Source organism: Mesorhizobium sp. Z1-4 (assembly GCF_004000235.1).
Lineage (GTDB): Bacteria > Pseudomonadota > Alphaproteobacteria > Rhizobiales > Rhizobiaceae > RCIO01.
Genome location: NZ_RCIO01000006.1, coordinates 1 through 18,438, shown reverse-complemented (window position 1 = coordinate 18,438; position 18,438 = coordinate 1). Strand labels below are relative to the sequence as shown.

The window sequence follows — 18,438 nt, the reverse complement described above, 5'->3', positions numbered from 1 at the left end:
TCCTAGTCCTTTTAGTTGGGGTTGAGATGGGGAGGCTGGGGCCGAAACCCCAGCCTTTGTCCGGTTAGGTCGAGGCCGTCAGGCCGTAGACGTCAGCGATCACACCGTGAGCCGCCTCGTTGGTGACCTTCAGGCAGCCTTCATGGATGAGAACGCCGTTTTCAGCGTCACCCGTCTTGGCAACCTTGTCTTCCTGGATTGCGCGAAGGGTCATCCACTTGATGCGGCCCGGATCGAGGGCGAAGACGCGGCGAGCGTACGCCGCACCGGTGCCCATGACGCGGTTGGCAACAACCTTCACCGGTCCCCACGGAGATTCGTAAATATCCGCCGTACCGATAATGGTGTTGGTGCCGCGCCCTGCCGCGTAACGGAACTCCGCCACGTTGGCATCGGACATGAAGGTCGCAAACACGCCCTTGTTATAGGACGAGCAGACCACAGTCGTGACATCGCCGCCTGCATCGTAAATCGACTGCAAGACGGTATCGGTCAGGGCCTTGGTCCATGCACGCTGTGTGCCGGTGCTCTCAACGGTGGTGACGCCATTGGAGAAACCGCCTTCGGTGCCGCCGTTGCGCGAGTCGTTGGTGGTCAACCAGGTCGGAAGACCGCCAGACCGGCGCGGGTCGGTGTTGGTGGAGGCGGTATTGGCAAGGATCGAAAGCTCGATGTCCTTGCGCAGCGCTTTGCCTTTCTTCATCAATTCGTGGGCGCGCTTTTCGGCGTTGCCCGCGTTGTCCACCGCCTGCTGAGTGCCAGAGAAGCGGAAGGTCTTGGTGTAGATCTGGCAGTAGTTGCCCACACGGGTCGGCGCGGTAACGGCGTCGAAGCTGTATTCGTTGCCTTCCGGCTGGGCATTGTCGGCGGGCGTGTCGAGGTCTTCATATTCCCACTCAGGGTGTTTTGAAGAGGCCTTTTCCTTGCCCGCAAGGGAGTAGATCGGCGTGTCGGTCGGGGTGATCATGTCCACCATATCGGACAGTTCTTCCCGATTACCGACAGCCGCCGTGGTCAACACGGTATTGGCTACGGTTGCCATGATGGCTATCCTTTCGAAGCGAGATAGGCACGCGCCGCATCTTCGACGGTGCCCGTTTCCTTGAGACGATGGATGGCATCATTGGCCCGGCGTGCTTTCTGCGCGTCGGAGGAAAGGCGCTTGCCGCCCTTGTTCACGGGAGGCTTGCCCTTCATCTTTTCCTGCGCTTTCGGCTTGCTGGCCTGAAGCTTGTCCCATTTGGCTGCCTTGCGCAGCACCAGGGCCATGCGGTGATCATAGGGAACGTGCTCGGCTATCTCCTGCGGGCTGTATCCGGCGTTCAGTGCGGCAGAACGAATGTCCTGCGCGAACACCTTCAACTTGGCCTCATCGCGAAGTTCCGGCAGCTTTTCCTGTAGAGCTTCCCACTCGGAAGTTTCCTTGCGCTTCCTGTCCTCGGCGGTCTTGTGTTCGACCTCCTGCTTGGAGGCCTCCGCCTGCTGGCTCAGGTAGTGAAGGTGCGCCTGCCAACGCTCGTAATTGTCCTTCTGCTGATGGTATCCGACAAAGTCTTCCTCCATCATCTTCGGGTCCGGTGGTTGCGGCGCTATGCTCTCAAGCAAGCGGACCATGTATTCCCGCTGCTCGTTCACCTGCTTCTCAGATGCCTGAAAGGCTGAAGATTTTTCCTCGAACGTGCGCCGCTGCTCGGCGAGGTCCATTGTCTTCTGCCTGTAATCCCGGTCTCGGAGGTTCCCTTGAATGAGATCGCCAACGGTGGCCGTGGTTCCGTCCGGCAGTTTCACGCGGCCATTACTGGCTACGAAACGTCCGCCTTCGGTTTCCGGCTCGTCTTCGTCCTCACCCTCTTCGGGTTGACCTTCTTCCTCGTCGGGGTCGCCGTCCTCGTCCTCAACTTCTTCCTCGTCGGATTCCGTCAGGTCTTCGTCGGCATTTTCGTCCGCGTCCAACTCCTGCAAATCATCCTCGGATTGGCCGGTTTTGGCTTCCTTGGTGTTTGCCTTGGCGAAAGCGGCTGCTGCCTGTTCAATAGACAGCTCTTCGCCACCGGTCAGGGTGTCGTCGGTCTCCATAACAATGTCCTTGGGTTGCCAGTTCCCGTTAGGGTTGACTGGCGGATTGACGGGGATCAGACGATCCCGGCGGCCTTCCTGGGCTGACCGTCGCGTATCGCCGCTTCGATCAGATCAAGAAATTCATCTGCGACTTTCACCTTGGTCTGGCGGTCGCGAATTGTGTCCGTGTCGGTGGCTGGCGTCGAAACCAGCCCCTCAAGAGCATCCGAACGGATGGATGCCAGCGCCCACTGAAACGCTTCGTTGTCCATTAGCCTCGCGGCTTCCGCTGCCAGACGATCACGCTCTTCAGGCGTCATGGGGCGGAAAAGCCCTGCGCATTGACAAGCACGTCGCCGGTCACGCCCGTAAGGGTAACGACCTCAAGCAATGTGTTGAGCGAGCCGACCAGAGGCGTCGAGAAGTGCACGCCGATGTTTTCGTTGGCGCCGGTTGCAAGGGTCATGCGCCAAAGCACCGTCCCGCCAGCCCCATCCCTCACCGCAAGTTCGGTCGCTGCGCCCAGTGTGGCATGACTGACTTGAATATCGGTGATGTAGTTGCGCGTGCCAGCGCCCGCCGCCGCCTTGATGGTCACTGCGGTCATGCTGTTGTCGATCCCGCCCGATGCTGCGGCATAGGACCACGCAGTGGCGTTTGCGTTATACTCTCGCTGCATCTGTCAGTCCTTTCAGCCGGGGTCGCCGCCCATATGGACGCCCGATGTCTTACTGCTGGCCACCTGGGCCTTGGTGTCGGCGTTGTAAAAGCCAAGCTCGCGCTTCATTTCCATCTCGCGCACCGCAAGGCGTTCTTTCAGCGCAAGTTCGGCGTCGAGCTGGGCCGTCTTCAACTGGAATTCGCGGTCCATCTGGTATTGCTTGAGCGCGAATTCCTTATCCATGCGCTGCGTTTCAAGGCGTTCGTTGGCCTCGGCTTCCATCTGCTTGACGCGAGCCTGTACCGCTGCCTTCTGGTCCTCAAGCGCCATTTGCGCCTTGCCCTTCTCGGCATCGGCTGCAATCTGCATCTGCGCTTTCTGAAGCTCTGGCGGGGGCTGCTGACTGCGTTCCGCTGCTATCTGTTTCAACTGCTGAACCTTTTCATCCGTGTATTCCGGGTAATAATCCTCCGGGTTTCGGATGCCAGCACTCTCCGCCATCTTGGTCATCGTGCGGATGATCTTCGGCAGCATGTCCACTGCCTCATCAAAAGCGCCGGTCTGCATGAAACGGTCGGCAAGCCCGATCTGGGTGTCGAGAATGCGGCCAAGCATCAGAAGGTCGCGATCACGCGAACCAGTGCCAAGGCCGACATTGATCGTGACGTCCATATCCGCATTCCAGTGACGCGGATCGATATCGACAGCCTTGCCGTTCACCATCAGCGAACGCGGGCCTTGATGCTTGATCATCAGGCGCAGAAGCTTGCGAAAGACCTTTTTCCAGCCCCATTCCGCCATATTGCGAGCGATCTGCTCGACCTGGCTGTAGGATGCGTCATGTTGTTGACGGGAAGCTGTGGCCGTCTGGTTCTGTAGCGTCTCAGGATCAAGCGCCATGCCCTGCCGCGAAACACCCGTGCGGCGTTGCACAACCTCGTCCTGATAGGCAATCGCCTCGAATGCGTGATTGGCAACGAAGGGCACCGTCAGGTCTGTGACCTCCGCGCCCGTTTCGCCTATAACCACACCGCCAAACGTTGGCGATAGCAGCTCGTCCATGTTCTTGATCTTGCCCTTGGCGAAGCGCTGCGGGTTGTTCGTCGCATAGACGTTGTTGAGGGCCTGGCGGATCAGAACGGTCTTGATGTCCTGCACGTCCTGCGTCTCATCGAAGACCGAACGTGCATTCCAGCGGTGCGGAATCGGCTCGCATGGAATGTCGTCAAATGGGTTTTCATCCTCCCACACTTCCCAATGCAAAAGCTTGCCAGTGTCTCCGCCGGCGTAGCAGGCGCGCACCAGTTCTGCCTCGCCATCGTCATCCGCATCGATTTGCAGAAAGCACTCGTAATAATCGACAAGCTCTGTCGATGTGTCGGCCGAATCGGTCGGCGCCATGGCCGCGCGGCGACTGGCTTCCTCTGGCGTCTCGTTACGAGTTGCCATGGGGATTTCCAGCACCGTCTTGCGGTCGTAGCCCATCTGAATAAGCTCAGACCGGCTCTTGCGCTCCCAATGGGCGGTAAACGCGGCGTCTTCGGTCGTTATGGCGTCTTCATCGATCAGGAAGCGCTCAGGCGGAATGGCTTCGATGACAAACACGCCATCGGCCTTCTTGCGCTTTATCTTGACCTCATAGCTCTCGGCTTGAACGGTCATCCCCGTTTCCGGATCCGTCTCAATCACGATTTCAGATGACTGGGCCAGAACCTCCGGTGCTTCGCCGGTGCTATCCTCCATCAATAGCGCTGCAAGCTGGTCCTCGCTCAATCCACTATGAAATGACGTGGTGTAGACCGGCGTATCGTCGTACCATGTCTTGACAACGCCATTGCCCGTCAGCAGCGCATCCCAGGTGGCGTTATAGACGACCTGATAACCGCGATTGTCCTTCCAGAAGACATAATTCATGCCGTCTGTGGCCTGCTGTGCGAATTCGATGTCTTCCTGACCGACCGGCTCTGCCTCAGCCATGCGGTCGGATGCAGTAAACACACGCATGATGCCCGGAAGCATCCAGCCAATCGTGTCTGCGGTATCGCGGCTGACTACCTTTGAGCGGTTTTGTTCTGGCGGAATATACTTCGCCATCGACTCAGCCGTGCCCAGGAAGTAATCGAGCGCTTTGGAGCGGTCCTCCTCGCGTTCGCGGCTGTCATGCGACTTGGCAAGCTGTATCTGGGCCGAGACGATAGCGCCCAGCCTGGTATCGTCCAGTGCTGCCATTCAAACAACCCAATCCATCTTGCGCTCAGGCATCTTCACCGGTGGCGCCACCGGCTCCGCGAACGTCAAAGCCACAGCGTCCCACTCGTCCGGGGATTTCATGCCTCGGCGGCGAATGTCGTCTTTGCTTTCGAGAACCAGCCTTGTGAGGCTGTCATATTTGTAGCCAGGCGCGCAGGCGTCTGCGTGAAGCGCATCGGAATCCGGGATATCGACCCCGCCCGGCTCTTCAAGCCACTCGCGGGACTTGCCCCACATTTCCGCGCGTCTGTTTAGAAATCCGCCCTTGGGCCTGCCGCTTTCGTCCTCGGGCTGCGGCTCCAGTGGCGCTGAGCCGAAGTTAATGGCGGTCACGATGTCCTCGTAACCCATCTCCATCAGCCGGTCGTAAACACCGGCGCCAACTCCGCCCACGTCGATGAACATTCGCGCAGGCTTTTCCTTGTCGATCACTTGTTTGGCCCAGCCTGCGGCCTGCATGGTGTCAAGCTTGCCCCGGCTTTCGACCTTCAACACCTTGCGACCGCGCCGGAAGGCCATCGAATGGCGATCCTCGCCCTTCCATGCCGGATCGAACCCGATAACCAGCGGGCCGCTTGTCTCACTGCTATTCTTGCGCGCCTTCAGGACCAGCTCGGGCGAAATGTAGCTGTCATGTCCAGAAAGCTGGAATGCCTCTGCCGCATTGGCCGGGTATTCCTGCTTGAACAACAGCGGGTCTTTCAATTCGGCAATCTTGGCACGGCGCCAGACAATCTGTTCTAGCGTCAGCCCGTAGGCTTCCATGTACGAGCGTTCTTCGTCGGTCGGCTCAAATCCCGCAGGAACAGGCCTGCGATACTCTTCCTGCCAGAACCACGGAATGAAGATGGCGATATAATCGCCCTCGCCCCGCTCCGCCTGCTGCCAGCGCTCATGAAACTCGCCGCCCATGCCGTTGGCGGTCGATTCCAGAACGATTTCTGTTCCCTCGATATCGGGGATAGCCTGGACAACACCAGCGAAATGCAATGACGCATTGGGCCAGAATGCGACTTCCGAACCGTGGAACAGCTGAACGGTCTGGGAGCGGCCCACGGCTTTTGTCCCCGCCGTGCCGACCGCATAGCCGCTGTCCAGCTTGTCGAAATACAGTTCCTTGGCGTTTGATGCGCCTGTGGATGGCTTCACCGGCGCCGGGCAATTGTCGTGGTAACGATCAACCATGCCGAAAAGGTTGTCGGTCGCGTCCTGCTCATGCGTGAGAATGAAGCACCTGACACCCCGGCTATGCGTAACTCGGTGATAGAAGCGCCCGCCGATGTAGGTCGAAATGCCCTGCTGTCTTCCCTTCAGCACTAAGGCCCTGACGCGGCCTGTCCTGGCGCGCTGTTCCTCAAGCTTCTCATGGAGGTATTCTTGAGCCCGATTTAGAGAAAAGGGCTTGTTGCCTTCCCTTGGGTCTTTCGGCCTGATCTTGAGGCAACGAGACGCATAATGCGCGAAATCGTCCTTGAGCCGTTGCCTTACCGCAATCTCGCGGTCACTCAAGCTCGCCAAGAGCGTCCTCGTGCGAGACGTTCACGCTCGCATTCATTTCGACCGACGATAGCTTTGGGTGTACGTAGGGTGCCGCAGCTTTGGCGGCATCTAACCGCTCTGACGGTTCCCGCAATTCATCGCGCATCACATCAAGTAGGTAGTCGAGAGGCGTCTTACCCTCCGCCAATGCACGCTCGGCAACTTCTCTGGTTCGCTTCGTGACAGCACCAGCCGGTCGGCCAGCGCCCTCGCGCTTACCGCCACGGGCCATTTTGATTTCCTTTGATTGAATTCTATCTGGCAGCCAAGTTCTGCACGAACCAGTGCTTGGCCATTTCGCAGACTGCGATGTTGCCGTGATCGCCCAGATGATCGCCCCAACCAAATATCATCGGCCAGTCGCCTGTCTGGGGAATGATGAGCAATACGCTATTGGCTTCCACTTCGTTGGCTTCGATCCGGTCTGCCATCTGGCGCAACTGGCCGGGAATGTCCGTAACCGTTGGCCCTGTGTGAAGCGGTACGACCTTCACCACACCCGCTCACAGTCTGTGGCATCGAACCAGCCATCGCCAGACTGGCCGCCGTTCCTGATGCGAATGAGAAGCCGTCCGGATTCAGATGTGCTGCCATACCGTGCGCACGTAGTCAAGTCATTTCGGAGGCGGAATGAACTGGCTATTGGGGAATGCCGGAGCGCAACCAGCACTCTACAGCCGCGGCCACCGGGCCGGGAACGTTGTCGTTCGTGACGTAGCGCCAAATCTGCGTCCTATCGACGCCCAAATGTGAAGCAAGCGCAGATTGCCACCCGCGCTCGCCAAATAGCTGAATGCCAGCCTGTTTAAGCTGCTCGCCTGTCATCCGCATTCTCGATCTGGGTGATGAACCGGATCACGGCTTCCGAGAACCCGTCGATATGCGTCCAGCGGCCATAACCGACGCCGTTTTGGTTTGATGCGACGTTGATCATGTAGGCGTGCTTTGCGCCGGGATCAGGCACGCGATCTGCCGACTGTTCATCGGTGATCACGATCAGGCGGTCGTGCTGCACCTGCGCGTTGATCGCCTGCACCGCAGCGCCTAGATAGGTGCCGTGATGCGTCTGTGAATTGATAACCGCATCGACACCAGCCATGCCGCGACGGGGCGGAACCTCCACAACCTGATCGGAAAACGTGAAGGCGCGCACGTCACCATTCAGGACCGATGCCAACGCAGCGGCGGCATCCATTCGGGTCATGTCAGAGCGCTGAGACAGCGGCGCGACCATCGAATAAGACACGTCCACTAGCACAACCGTCTTGCCCGACAAACGCGGCCCGGACGCGATTGCTTCGCAAAGTGCCTGATCGATCACCGGCTCTAGTTGCGGAACCGCGCGCGCAGCCGCGACATAACGGAACGGCCAGACCAGATCGGCACCCTTGCGAGTGATGATCGCCTCCTTGACCAATTCCATATCGCACCCAGCTTCCACCATATTGCGCAGATTGCGCAGCAGGGCGAGATAGCCGAGCTTGCCTTCGCGAATCAGACGCTCGAAAGTCTTCTTCTTGTCGGCGCCGCCAGACAGGCCGACCTCCCACGTATCCGGGGTTGCAAGCTGACGTTCGGCGATTCGCTTATATAGCGCTTCACGGTCAGCATTGCCCGGCTTAGGATGCGCCATGAACAACGCGTCGCGCAGCTTCACCGGCCCGTCGCGGTCATACTTGGCGAACTGGTATTCCGAGAACTTCTCGAATGCCTTGCCAAGCCCGGTACGCATCTGGCGCGGCAGCATCTTGCGGCCATCTCGCCAGTAAAGCGCGACCAATTCGCCAAGTTCGTCGGCGCGGCGCACGGTGTCTGCAATGGCATCGGCCACGCCGGGCCCGCCACGGCGGATCAGGTCGAGCAGAAGCATCAACGGCGCATGGCGAAGTCCGTGTACGTTGCGGGCCTCTACGGCCAGTGCTGCGACGGTTTCCTTCGATACCTGGGCGGCGCTTTCGGTGATGCGGTCGGCAATCGACTTGCCGTCCTCATAGAACTCCTTTTCCCACAGAAGGCAGGACAGCACGGAGCGGCGCAAAGCCTGCTCCGGGTTGATGCGCTTTGCCGGCGCACCCTCATGGGTATGAAAGCGGGGAATTGCGGAAGCAGTATTCAGGCGCATAGGTCTATCTCCTTAATGCGCCGGGGAGGAATGAAAACCGCAGGCGGCAACAGGCGCCTAGAGTGACGTTACGCGCTCTACCCCTGAGCTACATCCGGGGCAACCCCGGATGACTGGATTCGAACCAGTGACCTTCGTCCTTCGGAGGGAAGTAACTCTCGACTACAGCACGCCTGCGGTTTCAAACCATCCGGCAACAAGCGATGACGGTCTTTTCATTCAGCAAGAAGTAACCGTCACCTTCAGCACGGAAGGCAATTGTGTTCTGCCATAGAACGTTGCATATTGCAACAGGCTTATGCCCGTTTTTTGACAGTTGAATAGCCCCAATGGGCCGCAAGTACATCGAGATAAGCGCGCAGGTTGTCGGTCATCGTATCCCGCTGCCGTCTAGTTTCGGCAAGCTCGCGGATGGTGCGCCCTTCCCCGCAGATGTAGCCCACAAGGCGCCACGCATAGAGTCCGTGAGATGTCACAAGCGCATGGTGCGCACTTGCCAGCTTCTTGCCTGCATCGATTGCTTTCTGACCGATAGGCTCAGGGAACGTGCCGCCATCGACAAATTCACGGGTAGTGTCCAAGCCTTTTGCCCCGCTGGCGCCCATGGCCTCGAATAGCGTGCGAAACTTCTCCGCAGCTGCGTGCTGGCTGGCCGTGATAGCGTTATTTGCCAGCAGCGCCGATATGGAGCTTTCACGGATATTGACCGCTGCCGTGACATAGCGCGGGAATGCCTTCTCGCCATCCCTGTCCGGTCGCCAGTCGGGATTAAGCACCGGCTGCAGGACAGGCTCAGCCCGAATGTTGCCAAGCATCGGCTTTTCCTTCGGCCTGGATTTCCGCTTCGCCATTGTCTGCCCTCATGAAATACTGTTCGGCTCTTTCGCGTGCATCATCCCGGCTTCCGCCTCGCCAAAACGCCGGTTTGGAATTGAGTGCTTCGACAAGTGCTGTTGCTGCTGCAATTGCCGCATCCGATGGATGAGAAAACGGTATCGGCTCTCCATCGCTGTCCCTGACAATGCGATGGCCCGACCAATGGGCCAGACGGTATTCTGCTCTATACCCCATGCCGTCTCTGACATATCGGAATGCGAATTGGTTCACAGGATGCCGCCTGTCAGTTTCCCGAGCATCGACTGGTCAGACAGCTTCTTTGCCAGCGTTGGCCCAGATGCCACCGCGCCAGCTCCTATGCCGAAGAATCCACGTCTGCTGAGTTTCATCGCAACAGCCTCAATGTTCGCCCCATTGCCGCGCGTTTTTCGGGGTAGACTGTTACCCCGTGAATGATAGATGAATGGTCCCGTCCGCCTGTCAGTCTGGCAATGACCGGGTATGATAGATCGGTAAGCCGCCGCGACCAGTACATGATGGCCTGCCGGGCGAACGCAGTTTTTCTGGTCCGCCGATTGCTTCGAACGTCAGCAACCTCGACCTTCAGGGCCCGGCAGATGCGCATCTCGATAATGGCAACTCGCTGTCCGCCCTTAACATCGCAATTGACCCCGTACCGCTCTTCTGTCTCGCGCGTCCAAGCCAGCATTCGATTGAGGCGCATGGACATTTCGACCAGCTCGGCTTTTAGCCTCTTAATCTCCCGGTCGCGGGGACCTGGACCGACAAGCCTGACAACCGGCTTCGGCGGTGGAGGCGCTGCCTTTCGCCTCAAATCAATGCCGGTATCCTCCACGATCTGCCGATAGCCCTTGGCCGTGTTGTGTGCTGACAATAAGTACATCTCTGTCACTCCGCTTCATTGCCGGGCATTGGTTGCAGGCCGGCTCGTTTCATGATTTCTGCCGCGCGTCTTGCGCGCTCTTCTGCTGGCGGCCGATTGGCAAGGAATTCCTCGTGTTGCCGTCGCTCACGCTGTTGCTCGGCGTCCCGGTGTCTTGCCCTCTGAAGCATGGCCTCTTCATCGCGATGCCGTTGGGCCTCAGCAGCCAGTCGTGCCGAGGTCGGGAATCTGTCCAGGTTCTGCCCTTCTGCCCGTCCGCTAATGAAAGCATTGACAGCCCGTTCAATTGCCCATTCCGGCAGACCGTCCAGTGCTTCCCGATAGACTGCAATCTTGGCCTGTGCGTATTCCTTGGCGTGGCTTGCCGAGCGGTCCACATACGGATCGAAGGCCAGCACGAGCTTTCCAAGTGGGCGGGATATGTCGTCTGTTGCCGCCCGTCTTAGCGGCAGGTTTTGGATCTGTTGTGCAGGGAGGTTCAATGCGCTCTCCCCGCCATTATCGCATCCAGCATCACATGGCCGGTGGATACTTGCGGCGCTTCCCATTCGTCATCCCACCGCTCCTGATTGAGCCATGTCGAAGGGTGACAGAAATCCTGATAGCCGGGCTTGTGAAGCTTGTAGGCTTCGATGGCATCCAGCATGGTTTGGATATCGGTCTTGCGGATTGCCTTCATAAAGGCAGACCGAGCGGCGCCTTTGCCAACGCGGCGAGGATATGCGCGCCAGAACGTTTCGAATGCGTCTGTCATGCGGCCATCTCCGCGAAATGCTCCTGAACGATGACGACACACGGTGGGCCGGAGGGCATCCACTCGGCATTCACACGCTCGACAAGGCTGTCGTCCTCAATCACGCCCATCGCGACCAGGATATCTTCGACCGGCTTGATGAGATTCGAGATATCGCGCTTGCGCTTGTCTGGCTTCACTGCTCCAATGTAGATGGAGACTGGCCCGGTAATGCGCTTTCTGCCCTGTGCGTTGATGAGGTTCCCGGCGTCCTTCTGCCACTGCTTGTAGCGAACAGACTTCGCCCTGCCCTTGCCCGTATTGAAGAACAGGTTGTTGGCAGCTGGCGGGAACGGCAGATCGTATCTGATGGCGCTGGTCATGCGATCTCGACCTCGCGCCGCTTGCGCGTTACCTCTGCGCTTTGTGCGCCGCGCCTAGAATTGCTCAGGAGCGGGGTCAGTCGATGGTTCGGAGACATCATCGTCACCGCGTAATCGCCGGGATTCAGTGGGTATCCCGGCACCATGCGCCAGCCGCGATTGTGGAAGTCGCTAAACTCCGACAGCGAGACTAGTTCTATGGTCATCTCAGAACCCCTTCGATCCGACCATCAGGCAGATAAGCCGGGCCTGTGGAGACAGGCAGCCGTGCTCGGTCCCGTCTGGCGTGTTACGGATTTTCGGTGAGCTGTAGGGGACGACTTCCCGGAATGGTTCGTCTTTGACGAACGGATGCTGCCCCGGTAAAATCGTTACCTCATAGCCACTTGGCCCTGCTTTGATGGCTCCTGGCGGCAAGGGCGCACAATCCTTGTCGGAACAGCAACTGGCGGGATATTTCCAGCCAAGTGGCTCATGCTGGATCGAGGTGGCTTCGTGCGGCCAAGCCGTCCCGCCAATCGTCAACAGGATGATGACCACATAGGCGACAAGAAACACCGCACCGATGCCACCTATTATCCTTGCTCGCTGATATGGTCTGTCCATTGTTCCCCGTTCCTCGTGTTGGGGGTTTGGAAAACGCAGTGGGTTACCCGTCAAGCCATCTCGCCAATCGAGGCGAGTAGACAGCAACGGCCATGACGGAGAAGCCGACAAAAGCCAGCGACGCCCAAACTTGCAGGAGCCAGTGGCTACTCCAAACACTGTCACCGACTCCAAGTGCATCACCGAGCGAATCCAGCGCAGCAGCCGTGCACGCCAAGCACCAAGAAAAGTTTGTTACTCGCACCGCCTCACTCTCCTTCTTTGGTGGGGTGGTCGAACACTTCGGAAAGATCGACGCCGACGATTTTCGCAACTTGCTTTAGCAGCGCGACTTTCTCGTCCATTTCGCAGTCAGGCTCGCCGTTGCGTTCGTCGTATTCCTTGGCGCGGATCAGCAAAGCCTTCATTTCCTCGACCTCCCGTTTCAGGGCGTCGAACTCGGCTCTTGTCGGGTGGTCTACAGGCCGCGCGCCCGGATGAAGCGGATCGCGGGGAATCCACTGGTATTCGAGCTTGCGAAACTTGTCGGAGTAGTGGTCGCCAATCATCGAGACGGTGCACATCAGTCCTCACTCCTCAGTTCCGGGGCGATAAACAGCGCGAGCCATCGCGCGGATCGCAGCAACGAACGGGCGATGAAAATCCGCATCGGGGCCGTCCAAGAGGCTATCCGCCCGCACAATGAGTTCTTCGACTGTTGCGAGTTCTTGTCGGCCATAGCGAAGCCCTGTTGTTTCCTCGATCTTGCGCAGCTCATCCGCGCTGATGTTGATCCTGTCCGCGTACCAGGCGGCGCGTGTGCGGCTGTAACCCCAACCAAGGCGGCGCGAAGCTACCCGGATACGATCACTGACATTTACTCCCGCGCCGGGCGGCGCTACGTGGCAGCGCAACGCGCCCTGCACGAACTCAACGCTCGACATTTCGGATTTCTCCGCTCGATTTTCTGACATTTACGACAATCCTCATGGTTTGCTTCTGCTCATGGAAAGCAGGAGCAACACAGAAGGATTCGAGACTATCGGAGCGGTCGCTGACCGCGTGATCGCGCAACTGGCCGGCAAGCTGTATGCGCGAGGAAATGCAGTGTCGGGCGCTGCTCAATGGCCCGAACGAATTGGTTGCGGATGGGTGGCCGGGTCGGGTCCATCGGTTCCCACCCACCCGCTGACGCGGAATACGGAACCGTGCCGAAAGATCGTGCGAACAATCACACTCCGCGTGTCTGGAATGCGCTGTTGTCTGCCAGCGCTCAGGGGAGAGCCAAACCCCCTCGTTGAAAGTAGGCTCTCCCCTGCTCAGGTCCTGGCCGCGAATGATAATCATGCTGCCGCCTCCATAGACTGGAGTATGGCGTGACCGATTATTTCCGGGATTTGCGCCGATACCGGAAAACAGATCAAGGACGCGCAGTTTCTTCACTTCGCGACCCTCCGAACGGAGCCGCGATGATCGTAGTCAGCTGGCAAGCCCTTTTCCCAGGAACGGGCAACCCATATGAGCTTGGAAGCACGAGCCTCGGAAATGCCGAAACGCTTTGCGACCTGCATTGTGTCCTTGCCCTTGCGGAAATATGCGAGGCAAGACTTGGCCAGGCTGGCCTGATCATGGTTGGAGGCTATAGCTACCGTATTCACACCGCCCTCCATGGCTCGGAGTGCTGCACGGTCCACGGTGTGTATGTGCGGATGGAGTTGGCCGGGGAACGCCCGAGGGAGGAGTGGCGAGCGCCCCCGGCCTTCGCGTCAACGAGGCAGTGCCGACCCCGGAGCGAACTGCAAGAAAGAGCCCCGCAGGAAAGCGGGGGGTGAGCGGCGGAATTGCCACTCGGGAGGGAACTTGATCGGGTCATGAAGCAAGCCGATCTGGCGATGGGATGAAATCCCTTGGCCACTCAATTGAAAGGCCGCGCCTGACAGCGGTGACAGCGAGCGCTGCTAAAAATCTGCGGTTGCCTTCCGGCGCACGCTCCAACAGTCGGCGATACGATTGGGTTGTAACCCCCGCCTCCTTTTCGAGGTCTCGGAAACTAATCCGATGGCGCTGCATGAAATCGAGCGGACGAAGCAGTTTGAACTGCACGTCCCCCGGCACTTCCTTGATTGGAAACGGCAAGCGCCCAGTCGTCTTTACGTGATCAACAATCCGAGTGAGTTCGTCACTTTTCGCAAAATACTCGCCAGTGACTCTCGTGGCCCGCAACCACATGTGGACGAAGAATTCGTAAAACATGTCGCCGGGTGCGCTGCATACAAAACGCAGCCTGAACGGCGTGTTCATACGAACCGATCCAAGGCGCTTTCCGGGTTCATGCGAGAGGCCGATCTTCACAACACCCAAGTCGTAGCCGTCCAGCGCGTGGCAGCTGGCGAAATAGACGTAGGAGCCAGAAACGATCATGCTACTTCACCCTGGCGCGCATCCGGGCGCGCCACAGAATCAGGCCACTTTGCATTGTCCGGCCAATTCGCAGAGAACCACGCCAAAGAAGCGTTAAACCGTCCAAGCGTGATGTCTGCCCCGCTCCGAAGCGCGGATAGTTTCTTGCTGTCGCTAAACACACGAGCGCTTACCGTAACGTCCTCGATCCCGAGGGCGCTTTTGTATGCGTCTGCAACACGAAGCAGTTGGTTGATATCACTCATGCCAACCACTATCGGTTATTTTACCGCTGCGGTCAACGGTTTTCTTACCGCTCGCGACTTCCGATAGCTGGCGGTAATTTTCACCGCATGTTGGATATGACGGAAACCCTCCGGTTAATTGACGAACGGGTGAAGGCACTAGACACCACTGATGCCGCCGTTTCATTCGAAGCGACGGGCAGCAAAGACACGATTAGAAACTGGCGCCGAGCTGTTCGAGAAGGCCGTAAAGCCGGCGCGAACACCGGGAAGCTTCAAGCCATCGGCAAAGTGCTGGGCATCGATCTTGCTTTTGCCACGCGGTCAGTCGTTCCACTTGTAGGCTACGTGGGCGCTGGTGCTACGGCGCATTTTTACGCTTCAGCCGACAGCCCCGACGAGTGGGTGGATGCACCAGATGGCGCTACCGCAAACACCGTAGCTGTCCAGATACGCGGTGACAGTCTAGGCGCGCTGTTCGATCAATGGATCGTCTACTACGATGAGATCCGCGCCCCGGTTACGCCAGACTTGATAGGGCGGTTGTGCGTCGTTGGGCTACTGGACGATCAGGTACTAGTGAAGCGCATCCGACGCGCAAAGACACCAGGTTTTTATCATCTGGAATCGAATACCCAAGAAACGATCTTCGACGTAGAAATTGCATGGGCAGCGCGAGTGAAAAGCATGGTCCCACGATGATCGATCCCGATGATGACGAACTCGCGCCGCCAGCGCGAGACCCGTGGGACGAATACGCCCTGGACAAAATCAGGGCGCAACTAGCTGATGACGAGTTCTATTTCGAGGACGCAAACGGAAGTTTCTCTGTTTGGGGAATAGCGGCGCTGGTTGCGTTCGGTATTTGCCTGGCTCGCATCGCAATGTCCGACAGTCCTTCATCATTGTGGGACGCGGCCACTGTTGTAGTTACTCTCGCCCTAGCCTTTTCCTGTTTGGTCCTCCGTATTCATGGAGCCATTCTCTTGAAACGGGTTAGGCGGAGGCAAAAGTGGATTGAACGCCACGGTCTAAAATATCTCTGACTATTTAGTTTATCCGTGATCTGCTGGCAGGTGAGGGAGGGTTCCGGGCAAAAGACACCCCTACCCTACCGGACACAGGTCCGCTAAGGTCGGGGGTATCCACTGCGCGTCCTGCTGGCCGGAGCCGGGATGGGACACTGCGCAACGACTCCCTCTCGGGTAGTCGGTCCTCGCTTTCAGGCGGCACGGTAGGACTTCCGACACCCGCGCCCGCCGCTTCACCTGCACCGGAGTTGCACCGGGTCGCGGCTGATTTTCCACTCATCAGTAAAATCTCGTACCCGGGTGCAGTCAACCCAACATTGTCGGTTATTTTACCGCTTCCTGTTGACGGCGGTAATTTTACCTATTATGTTTCTCCCCATACACCACGGGCAACAGCCCAACCGAAAGGGGAGAGACCTGTGCCTCAAATCATCAGACGCAAGGATTTTGCAGGCGGCGGCATTACGCCGGAAGAGCGCCTTCGCATGGACGAACACGCGAAGCTCTGGATATCACGAGCGTTCCGCACCGATCCGATTGAGCCCGACAAAATCATTCCGGCAATCGAAGGGTTGTACGCCGTTGCAGGTCTGAAGAAGCCGCGCGTAGTCATCGTCCCGTCGCCGCTCGTAATGGCTTTCGCTTTTGGCGCGTCTACTGCTATCTGGCATCGAAAAAAGAATGGCGCTACCGATGGCGCTACCCGTGGCGCTACCCGTGCCGCTACCTATGGCGCTACCCGTGCCGCTACCGATGGCGCTACCCGTGGCGCTACCGATGACGCTACCCGTGGCGCTACCCGTGCCGCTACCTATGGCGCTACCCGTGGCGCTACCGATGACGCTACCGATGGCGCTACCCGTGCCGCTACCTATGACGCTACCCGTGGCGCTACCGATGACGCTACCGATGGCGCTACCGATGGCGCTACCTATGACGCTACCCGTGGCGCTACCCGTGGCGCTACCGATGACGCTACCCGTGGCGCTACCCGTGACGCTACCTATGGCGCTACCCGTGGCGCTACCGATGGCGCTACCCGTGGCGCTACCCGTGACGCTACCGATGGCGCTACCCGTGGCGCTACCGATGGCGCTACCTATGACGCTACCGATGGCGCTACCGATGGCGCTGAATCAGGAGCCGCTCAGGCGTGCGGCGATCTCGCTGGGCAGTTCGGTATCGAATGCGCACGACGCTGGTGGAATGCGTACCAAGGCGGCAATATGTGGGCCGGCTACGACTGCTATCTTACCGCCTGTCGCGATATTCTTGGCCTCGAACTGCGAGAGCATGAAGGTTATCGCTTTTGGGAGCAGGCCTCAATTCACGGCGGCTTTCGCGTTATGCACGAGGAATTTTGCCTCGTGTCGGATTTTCCAGAAGCCATCCGCATTGATGATGAAAACCGCCCACATTGCGAGGACGGCCCGTCGCATCGTTGGCGAGACGGTTGGGCGCTTTATCACTGGCACGGCACTCGCATTCCTGCCGAGTGGATTGAGGACCGCGACAGTCTAACGCCAGCGATGGCGCTGACCTGGGAGAACGTAGATCAGCGCGCCGCCGCCTGCGAAATCCTGGGCTGGCACAAGATCATCGACATGCAGATCAGCGCCGGCAAGGGCCGACTGATCGATGAAGATGATGACCCGCAGATAGGGCGCCTTGTCGAAATCGACCTCCCCGATCACGGACCCCAAAAGTTCATTCACGCCAAGTGCGGTACGGGCCGTGACATCGCCGTCATGGCCGACGCGAAGGCTCGCACCGTGATGGAGGCGCAAGCGGCATCCTACGGGCTGAGCGCCAATGATTTCCTAAAACCAGAAGTCCGAACCTAAAGGAGAAACCCGGACATGAAAACCTTCGAAAAATGCGCAGCGCAGGGCGACGTTCTGTTCGTAAAGGTTGATGCCATCCCTGACGGCCTGACCGAGCAGAAGCCCAATGACCGCAATGAACTGGTCATCACGCACTCCGAAACCGGCCATGACCATGTGATGGTTTTGGATCGCGCGCCGGAACCGGCTGTCCAGATGTTCAATGGCGACAATCCGCTGATCAGCTGGCTCAAGGTCAATCGCCCGACCAGTCTCGACCACAAGCGTCAGCACCACACGCACGAGAGCATCCAGTTCCAGCCCGGCATGTACGAAATCCGCCGTCAGCAGGAACAGACGCCCGAGGGTTGGCGGCGTGTGGCTGACTGAGCCTTCCGGTTTCGGCCCTTCGGGGCCGTTTCCCGAACGCTCCGAAAGGATGAATACAATGGCAAAGAAGCCAACGAAATCGAAGCAGCTGGAAGTCGTGAAGGCCATCAAGGGCTTCGACGCCGATCTGAAATGCCGAGACTACCAGTACGAAATCGGCAAGAACTATGAACACAAAGGTAGAGTTGTCATTTGCGCGTCAGGCTTCCATGCCTGCGATGGTTCCCCTTTTGATGTATGGGGTTATTACGGCCCGGTTGATGCTGATGGCAGGCTGGCGCGATATGCCGATGTTTCGTTGAGCGGCGTTCTTCGTGATGGCGATCAGAATGACAGCAAAATCGTCGCTGCCAAGATTACCATAGACGCCGAAATCAACCTACCGGATTTCATCCGCCGCGCCGTTTCGTGGGTGATCAGCGCCACGAAAGGTAAGGGCGATGACCCCAGCGGCTACTACGCGCAGATCGGTTCCAG

Annotated in this window: 26 protein-coding genes; 5 read left to right on the top strand and 21 right to left on the bottom strand. The window is 58.5% G+C overall.

Translation table 11 applies throughout. From position 1 onward, the window contains the following. Window positions 1-64: 64 nt before the first annotated feature. The 21 genes from EP165_RS17160 to EP165_RS17055 all read right to left on the bottom strand — a co-directional run bounded on the left by EP165_RS17160 (window position 65) and on the right by EP165_RS17055 (window position 14,493). Window positions 65-1,042 (bottom strand): DUF5309 domain-containing protein, encoded by a 978-nt coding sequence (locus tag EP165_RS17160; RefSeq protein ID WP_127524071.1) that lies wholly within the window; start codon window positions 1,040-1,042, stop codon window positions 65-67. 5 nt (window positions 1,043-1,047) lie between these two features. Beyond that, window positions 1,048-2,076: a hypothetical protein gene (locus EP165_RS20575; RefSeq protein WP_206075938.1), complete on the bottom strand. Its 1,029-nt coding sequence runs from the start codon at window positions 2,074-2,076 to the stop codon at window positions 1,048-1,050. 56 nt (window positions 2,077-2,132) lie between these two features. Next, window positions 2,133-2,378, bottom strand: a complete 246-nt coding sequence (locus EP165_RS17145; RefSeq protein ID WP_127524068.1) for a hypothetical protein — start codon at window positions 2,376-2,378, stop codon at window positions 2,133-2,135. Then, the gene (locus EP165_RS17140) at window positions 2,375-2,737 is read right to left on the bottom strand and encodes a hypothetical protein (protein WP_127524067.1); all 363 of its coding nucleotides are present in this window, start codon (window positions 2,735-2,737) and stop codon (window positions 2,375-2,377) included. The genes EP165_RS17145 and EP165_RS17140 overlap by 4 nt, the downstream gene beginning before the upstream one ends. A 12-nt stretch (window positions 2,738-2,749) precedes the next feature. Then, window positions 2,750-4,948 (bottom strand): portal protein, encoded by a 2,199-nt coding sequence (locus EP165_RS17135; RefSeq protein WP_127524066.1) that lies wholly within the window; start codon window positions 4,946-4,948, stop codon window positions 2,750-2,752. Continuing rightward, a complete protein-coding gene (locus tag EP165_RS17130) occupies window positions 4,949-6,286 on the bottom strand; it encodes a terminase large subunit (RefSeq protein ID WP_245440203.1) in 1,338 nt (445 codons plus the stop codon). A gap of 476 nt (window positions 6,287-6,762) precedes the next feature. Next, window positions 6,763-7,002, bottom strand: coding sequence for a hypothetical protein (locus tag EP165_RS17120; protein WP_127524064.1), 240 nt, complete (start codon window positions 7,000-7,002; stop codon window positions 6,763-6,765). A gap of 311 nt (window positions 7,003-7,313) precedes the next feature. Then, a complete protein-coding gene (locus EP165_RS17115; RefSeq protein WP_127524063.1) occupies window positions 7,314-8,630 on the bottom strand; it encodes a vWA domain-containing protein in 1,317 nt (438 codons plus the stop codon). 296 nt (window positions 8,631-8,926) lie between these two features. Next, complete coding sequence (locus EP165_RS17110) at window positions 8,927-9,445, bottom strand: hypothetical protein (protein WP_127524062.1); 519 nt, start codon at window positions 9,443-9,445, stop codon at window positions 8,927-8,929. Then, complete coding sequence (locus tag EP165_RS17105; RefSeq protein WP_127524061.1) at window positions 9,423-9,737, bottom strand: hypothetical protein; 315 nt, start codon at window positions 9,735-9,737, stop codon at window positions 9,423-9,425. Before EP165_RS17105 ends, EP165_RS17110 begins: the two co-directional genes overlap by 23 nt. Next, window positions 9,734-9,856, bottom strand: a complete 123-nt coding sequence (locus EP165_RS20775; RefSeq protein ID WP_281040022.1) for a hypothetical protein — start codon at window positions 9,854-9,856, stop codon at window positions 9,734-9,736. The genes EP165_RS17105 and EP165_RS20775 overlap by 4 nt, the downstream gene beginning before the upstream one ends. After that, window positions 9,853-10,371 carry a helix-turn-helix domain-containing protein gene (locus EP165_RS17100; protein WP_245440212.1) on the bottom strand — a complete coding sequence of 173 codons (519 nt, stop codon included), beginning with the start codon at window positions 10,369-10,371 and terminating at the stop codon, window positions 9,853-9,855. Before EP165_RS17100 ends, EP165_RS20775 begins: the two co-directional genes overlap by 4 nt. 5 nt (window positions 10,372-10,376) lie before the next feature. Next, window positions 10,377-10,853 (bottom strand): hypothetical protein, encoded by a 477-nt coding sequence (locus EP165_RS17095; RefSeq protein WP_127524059.1) that lies wholly within the window; start codon window positions 10,851-10,853, stop codon window positions 10,377-10,379. Further along, on the bottom strand, window positions 10,850-11,125 hold the full coding sequence (locus EP165_RS17090; protein ID WP_127524058.1) for an LvrA C-terminal domain-related protein: 276 nt from the start codon (window positions 11,123-11,125) through the stop codon (window positions 10,850-10,852). Before EP165_RS17090 ends, EP165_RS17095 begins: the two co-directional genes overlap by 4 nt. Further along, on the bottom strand, window positions 11,122-11,487 hold the full coding sequence (locus EP165_RS17085; protein WP_127524057.1) for a RusA family crossover junction endodeoxyribonuclease: 366 nt from the start codon (window positions 11,485-11,487) through the stop codon (window positions 11,122-11,124). Before EP165_RS17085 ends, EP165_RS17090 begins: the two co-directional genes overlap by 4 nt. After that, window positions 11,484-11,693: a hypothetical protein gene (locus tag EP165_RS17080; protein WP_127524056.1), complete on the bottom strand. Its 210-nt coding sequence runs from the start codon at window positions 11,691-11,693 to the stop codon at window positions 11,484-11,486. Before EP165_RS17080 ends, EP165_RS17085 begins: the two co-directional genes overlap by 4 nt. 1 nt (window position 11,694) lies before the next feature. Next, window positions 11,695-12,093: a hypothetical protein gene (locus tag EP165_RS17075; protein WP_127524055.1), complete on the bottom strand. Its 399-nt coding sequence runs from the start codon at window positions 12,091-12,093 to the stop codon at window positions 11,695-11,697. Between the two features lie 248 nt (window positions 12,094-12,341). Then, window positions 12,342-12,656: a hypothetical protein gene (locus EP165_RS17070; RefSeq protein WP_127524054.1), complete on the bottom strand. Its 315-nt coding sequence runs from the start codon at window positions 12,654-12,656 to the stop codon at window positions 12,342-12,344. A 6-nt stretch (window positions 12,657-12,662) separates the two neighbouring features. Then, window positions 12,663-13,016 (bottom strand): hypothetical protein, encoded by a 354-nt coding sequence (locus EP165_RS17065; protein ID WP_245440202.1) that lies wholly within the window; start codon window positions 13,014-13,016, stop codon window positions 12,663-12,665. Window positions 13,017-13,511: 495 nt separating this feature from the next. Then, on the bottom strand, window positions 13,512-13,730 hold the full coding sequence (locus EP165_RS17060) for a hypothetical protein (RefSeq protein WP_127524052.1): 219 nt from the start codon (window positions 13,728-13,730) through the stop codon (window positions 13,512-13,514). Between the two features lie 211 nt (window positions 13,731-13,941). After that, window positions 13,942-14,493 carry a protein kinase family protein gene (locus EP165_RS17055; RefSeq protein ID WP_127524051.1) on the bottom strand — a complete coding sequence of 184 codons (552 nt, stop codon included), beginning with the start codon at window positions 14,491-14,493 and terminating at the stop codon, window positions 13,942-13,944. Between the two features lie 227 nt (window positions 14,494-14,720). Between EP165_RS17055 and EP165_RS20570 the strand changes: the two genes are divergently transcribed. From EP165_RS20570 to EP165_RS17030, 5 genes are all read left to right on the top strand, one after another. After that, the gene (locus EP165_RS20570) at window positions 14,721-15,419 is read left to right on the top strand and encodes a S24 family peptidase (protein ID WP_206075937.1); all 699 of its coding nucleotides are present in this window, start codon (window positions 14,721-14,723) and stop codon (window positions 15,417-15,419) included. Beyond that, window positions 15,416-15,763, top strand: coding sequence for a hypothetical protein (locus EP165_RS17045; RefSeq protein WP_127524050.1), 348 nt, complete (start codon window positions 15,416-15,418; stop codon window positions 15,761-15,763). The genes EP165_RS20570 and EP165_RS17045 overlap by 4 nt, the downstream gene beginning before the upstream one ends. 404 nt (window positions 15,764-16,167) lie before the next feature. Then, window positions 16,168-17,592, top strand: a complete 1,425-nt coding sequence (locus EP165_RS20710) for a DUF6745 domain-containing protein (protein ID WP_245440201.1) — start codon at window positions 16,168-16,170, stop codon at window positions 17,590-17,592. Window positions 17,593-17,607: 15 nt separating this feature from the next. After that, on the top strand, window positions 17,608-17,961 hold the full coding sequence (locus EP165_RS17035) for a DUF8820 family protein (RefSeq protein ID WP_127524049.1): 354 nt from the start codon (window positions 17,608-17,610) through the stop codon (window positions 17,959-17,961). 58 nt (window positions 17,962-18,019) lie between these two features. Next, window positions 18,020-18,438: DUF7666 domain-containing protein (locus tag EP165_RS17030; RefSeq protein WP_501981685.1), on the top strand; the 419-nt coding region annotated here is incomplete at its 3' end.

Coding starts and splice junctions, on each gene's coding strand:
- EP165_RS17160 (WP_127524071.1), bottom strand. CDS start 1,042: ATGGCAACCGTAGCCAATACCGTGTTGACCACGGCGGCTGTCGGTAAT.
- EP165_RS20575 (WP_206075938.1), bottom strand. CDS start 2,076: ATGGAGACCGACGACACCCTGACCGGTGGCGAAGAGCTGTCTATTGAA.
- EP165_RS17145 (WP_127524068.1), bottom strand. CDS start 2,378: ATGACGCCTGAAGAGCGTGATCGTCTGGCAGCGGAAGCCGCGAGGCTA.
- EP165_RS17140 (WP_127524067.1), bottom strand. CDS start 2,737: ATGCAGCGAGAGTATAACGCAAACGCCACTGCGTGGTCCTATGCCGCA.
- EP165_RS17135 (WP_127524066.1), bottom strand. CDS start 4,948: ATGGCAGCACTGGACGATACCAGGCTGGGCGCTATCGTCTCGGCCCAG.
- EP165_RS17115 (WP_127524063.1), bottom strand. CDS start 8,630: ATGCGCCTGAATACTGCTTCCGCAATTCCCCGCTTTCATACCCATGAG.
- EP165_RS17110 (WP_127524062.1), bottom strand. CDS start 9,445: ATGCTTGGCAACATTCGGGCTGAGCCTGTCCTGCAGCCGGTGCTTAAT.
- EP165_RS20775 (WP_281040022.1), bottom strand. CDS start 9,856: ATGAAACTCAGCAGACGTGGATTCTTCGGCATAGGAGCTGGCGCGGTG.
- EP165_RS17100 (WP_245440212.1), bottom strand. CDS start 10,371: ATGTACTTATTGTCAGCACACAACACGGCCAAGGGCTATCGGCAGATC.
- EP165_RS17090 (WP_127524058.1), bottom strand. CDS start 11,125: ATGACAGACGCATTCGAAACGTTCTGGCGCGCATATCCTCGCCGCGTT.
- EP165_RS17085 (WP_127524057.1), bottom strand. CDS start 11,487: ATGACCAGCGCCATCAGATACGATCTGCCGTTCCCGCCAGCTGCCAAC.
- EP165_RS17080 (WP_127524056.1), bottom strand. CDS start 11,693: ATGACCATAGAACTAGTCTCGCTGTCGGAGTTTAGCGACTTCCACAAT.
- EP165_RS17075 (WP_127524055.1), bottom strand. CDS start 12,093: ATGGACAGACCATATCAGCGAGCAAGGATAATAGGTGGCATCGGTGCG.
- EP165_RS17070 (WP_127524054.1), bottom strand. CDS start 12,656: ATGTGCACCGTCTCGATGATTGGCGACCACTACTCCGACAAGTTTCGC.
- EP165_RS17065 (WP_245440202.1), bottom strand. CDS start 13,016: ATGTCGAGCGTTGAGTTCGTGCAGGGCGCGTTGCGCTGCCACGTAGCG.
- EP165_RS17055 (WP_127524051.1), bottom strand. CDS start 14,493: ATGATCGTTTCTGGCTCCTACGTCTATTTCGCCAGCTGCCACGCGCTG.
- EP165_RS17045 (WP_127524050.1), top strand. CDS start 15,416: ATGATCGATCCCGATGATGACGAACTCGCGCCGCCAGCGCGAGACCCG.
- EP165_RS17035 (WP_127524049.1), top strand. CDS start 17,608: ATGAAAACCTTCGAAAAATGCGCAGCGCAGGGCGACGTTCTGTTCGTA.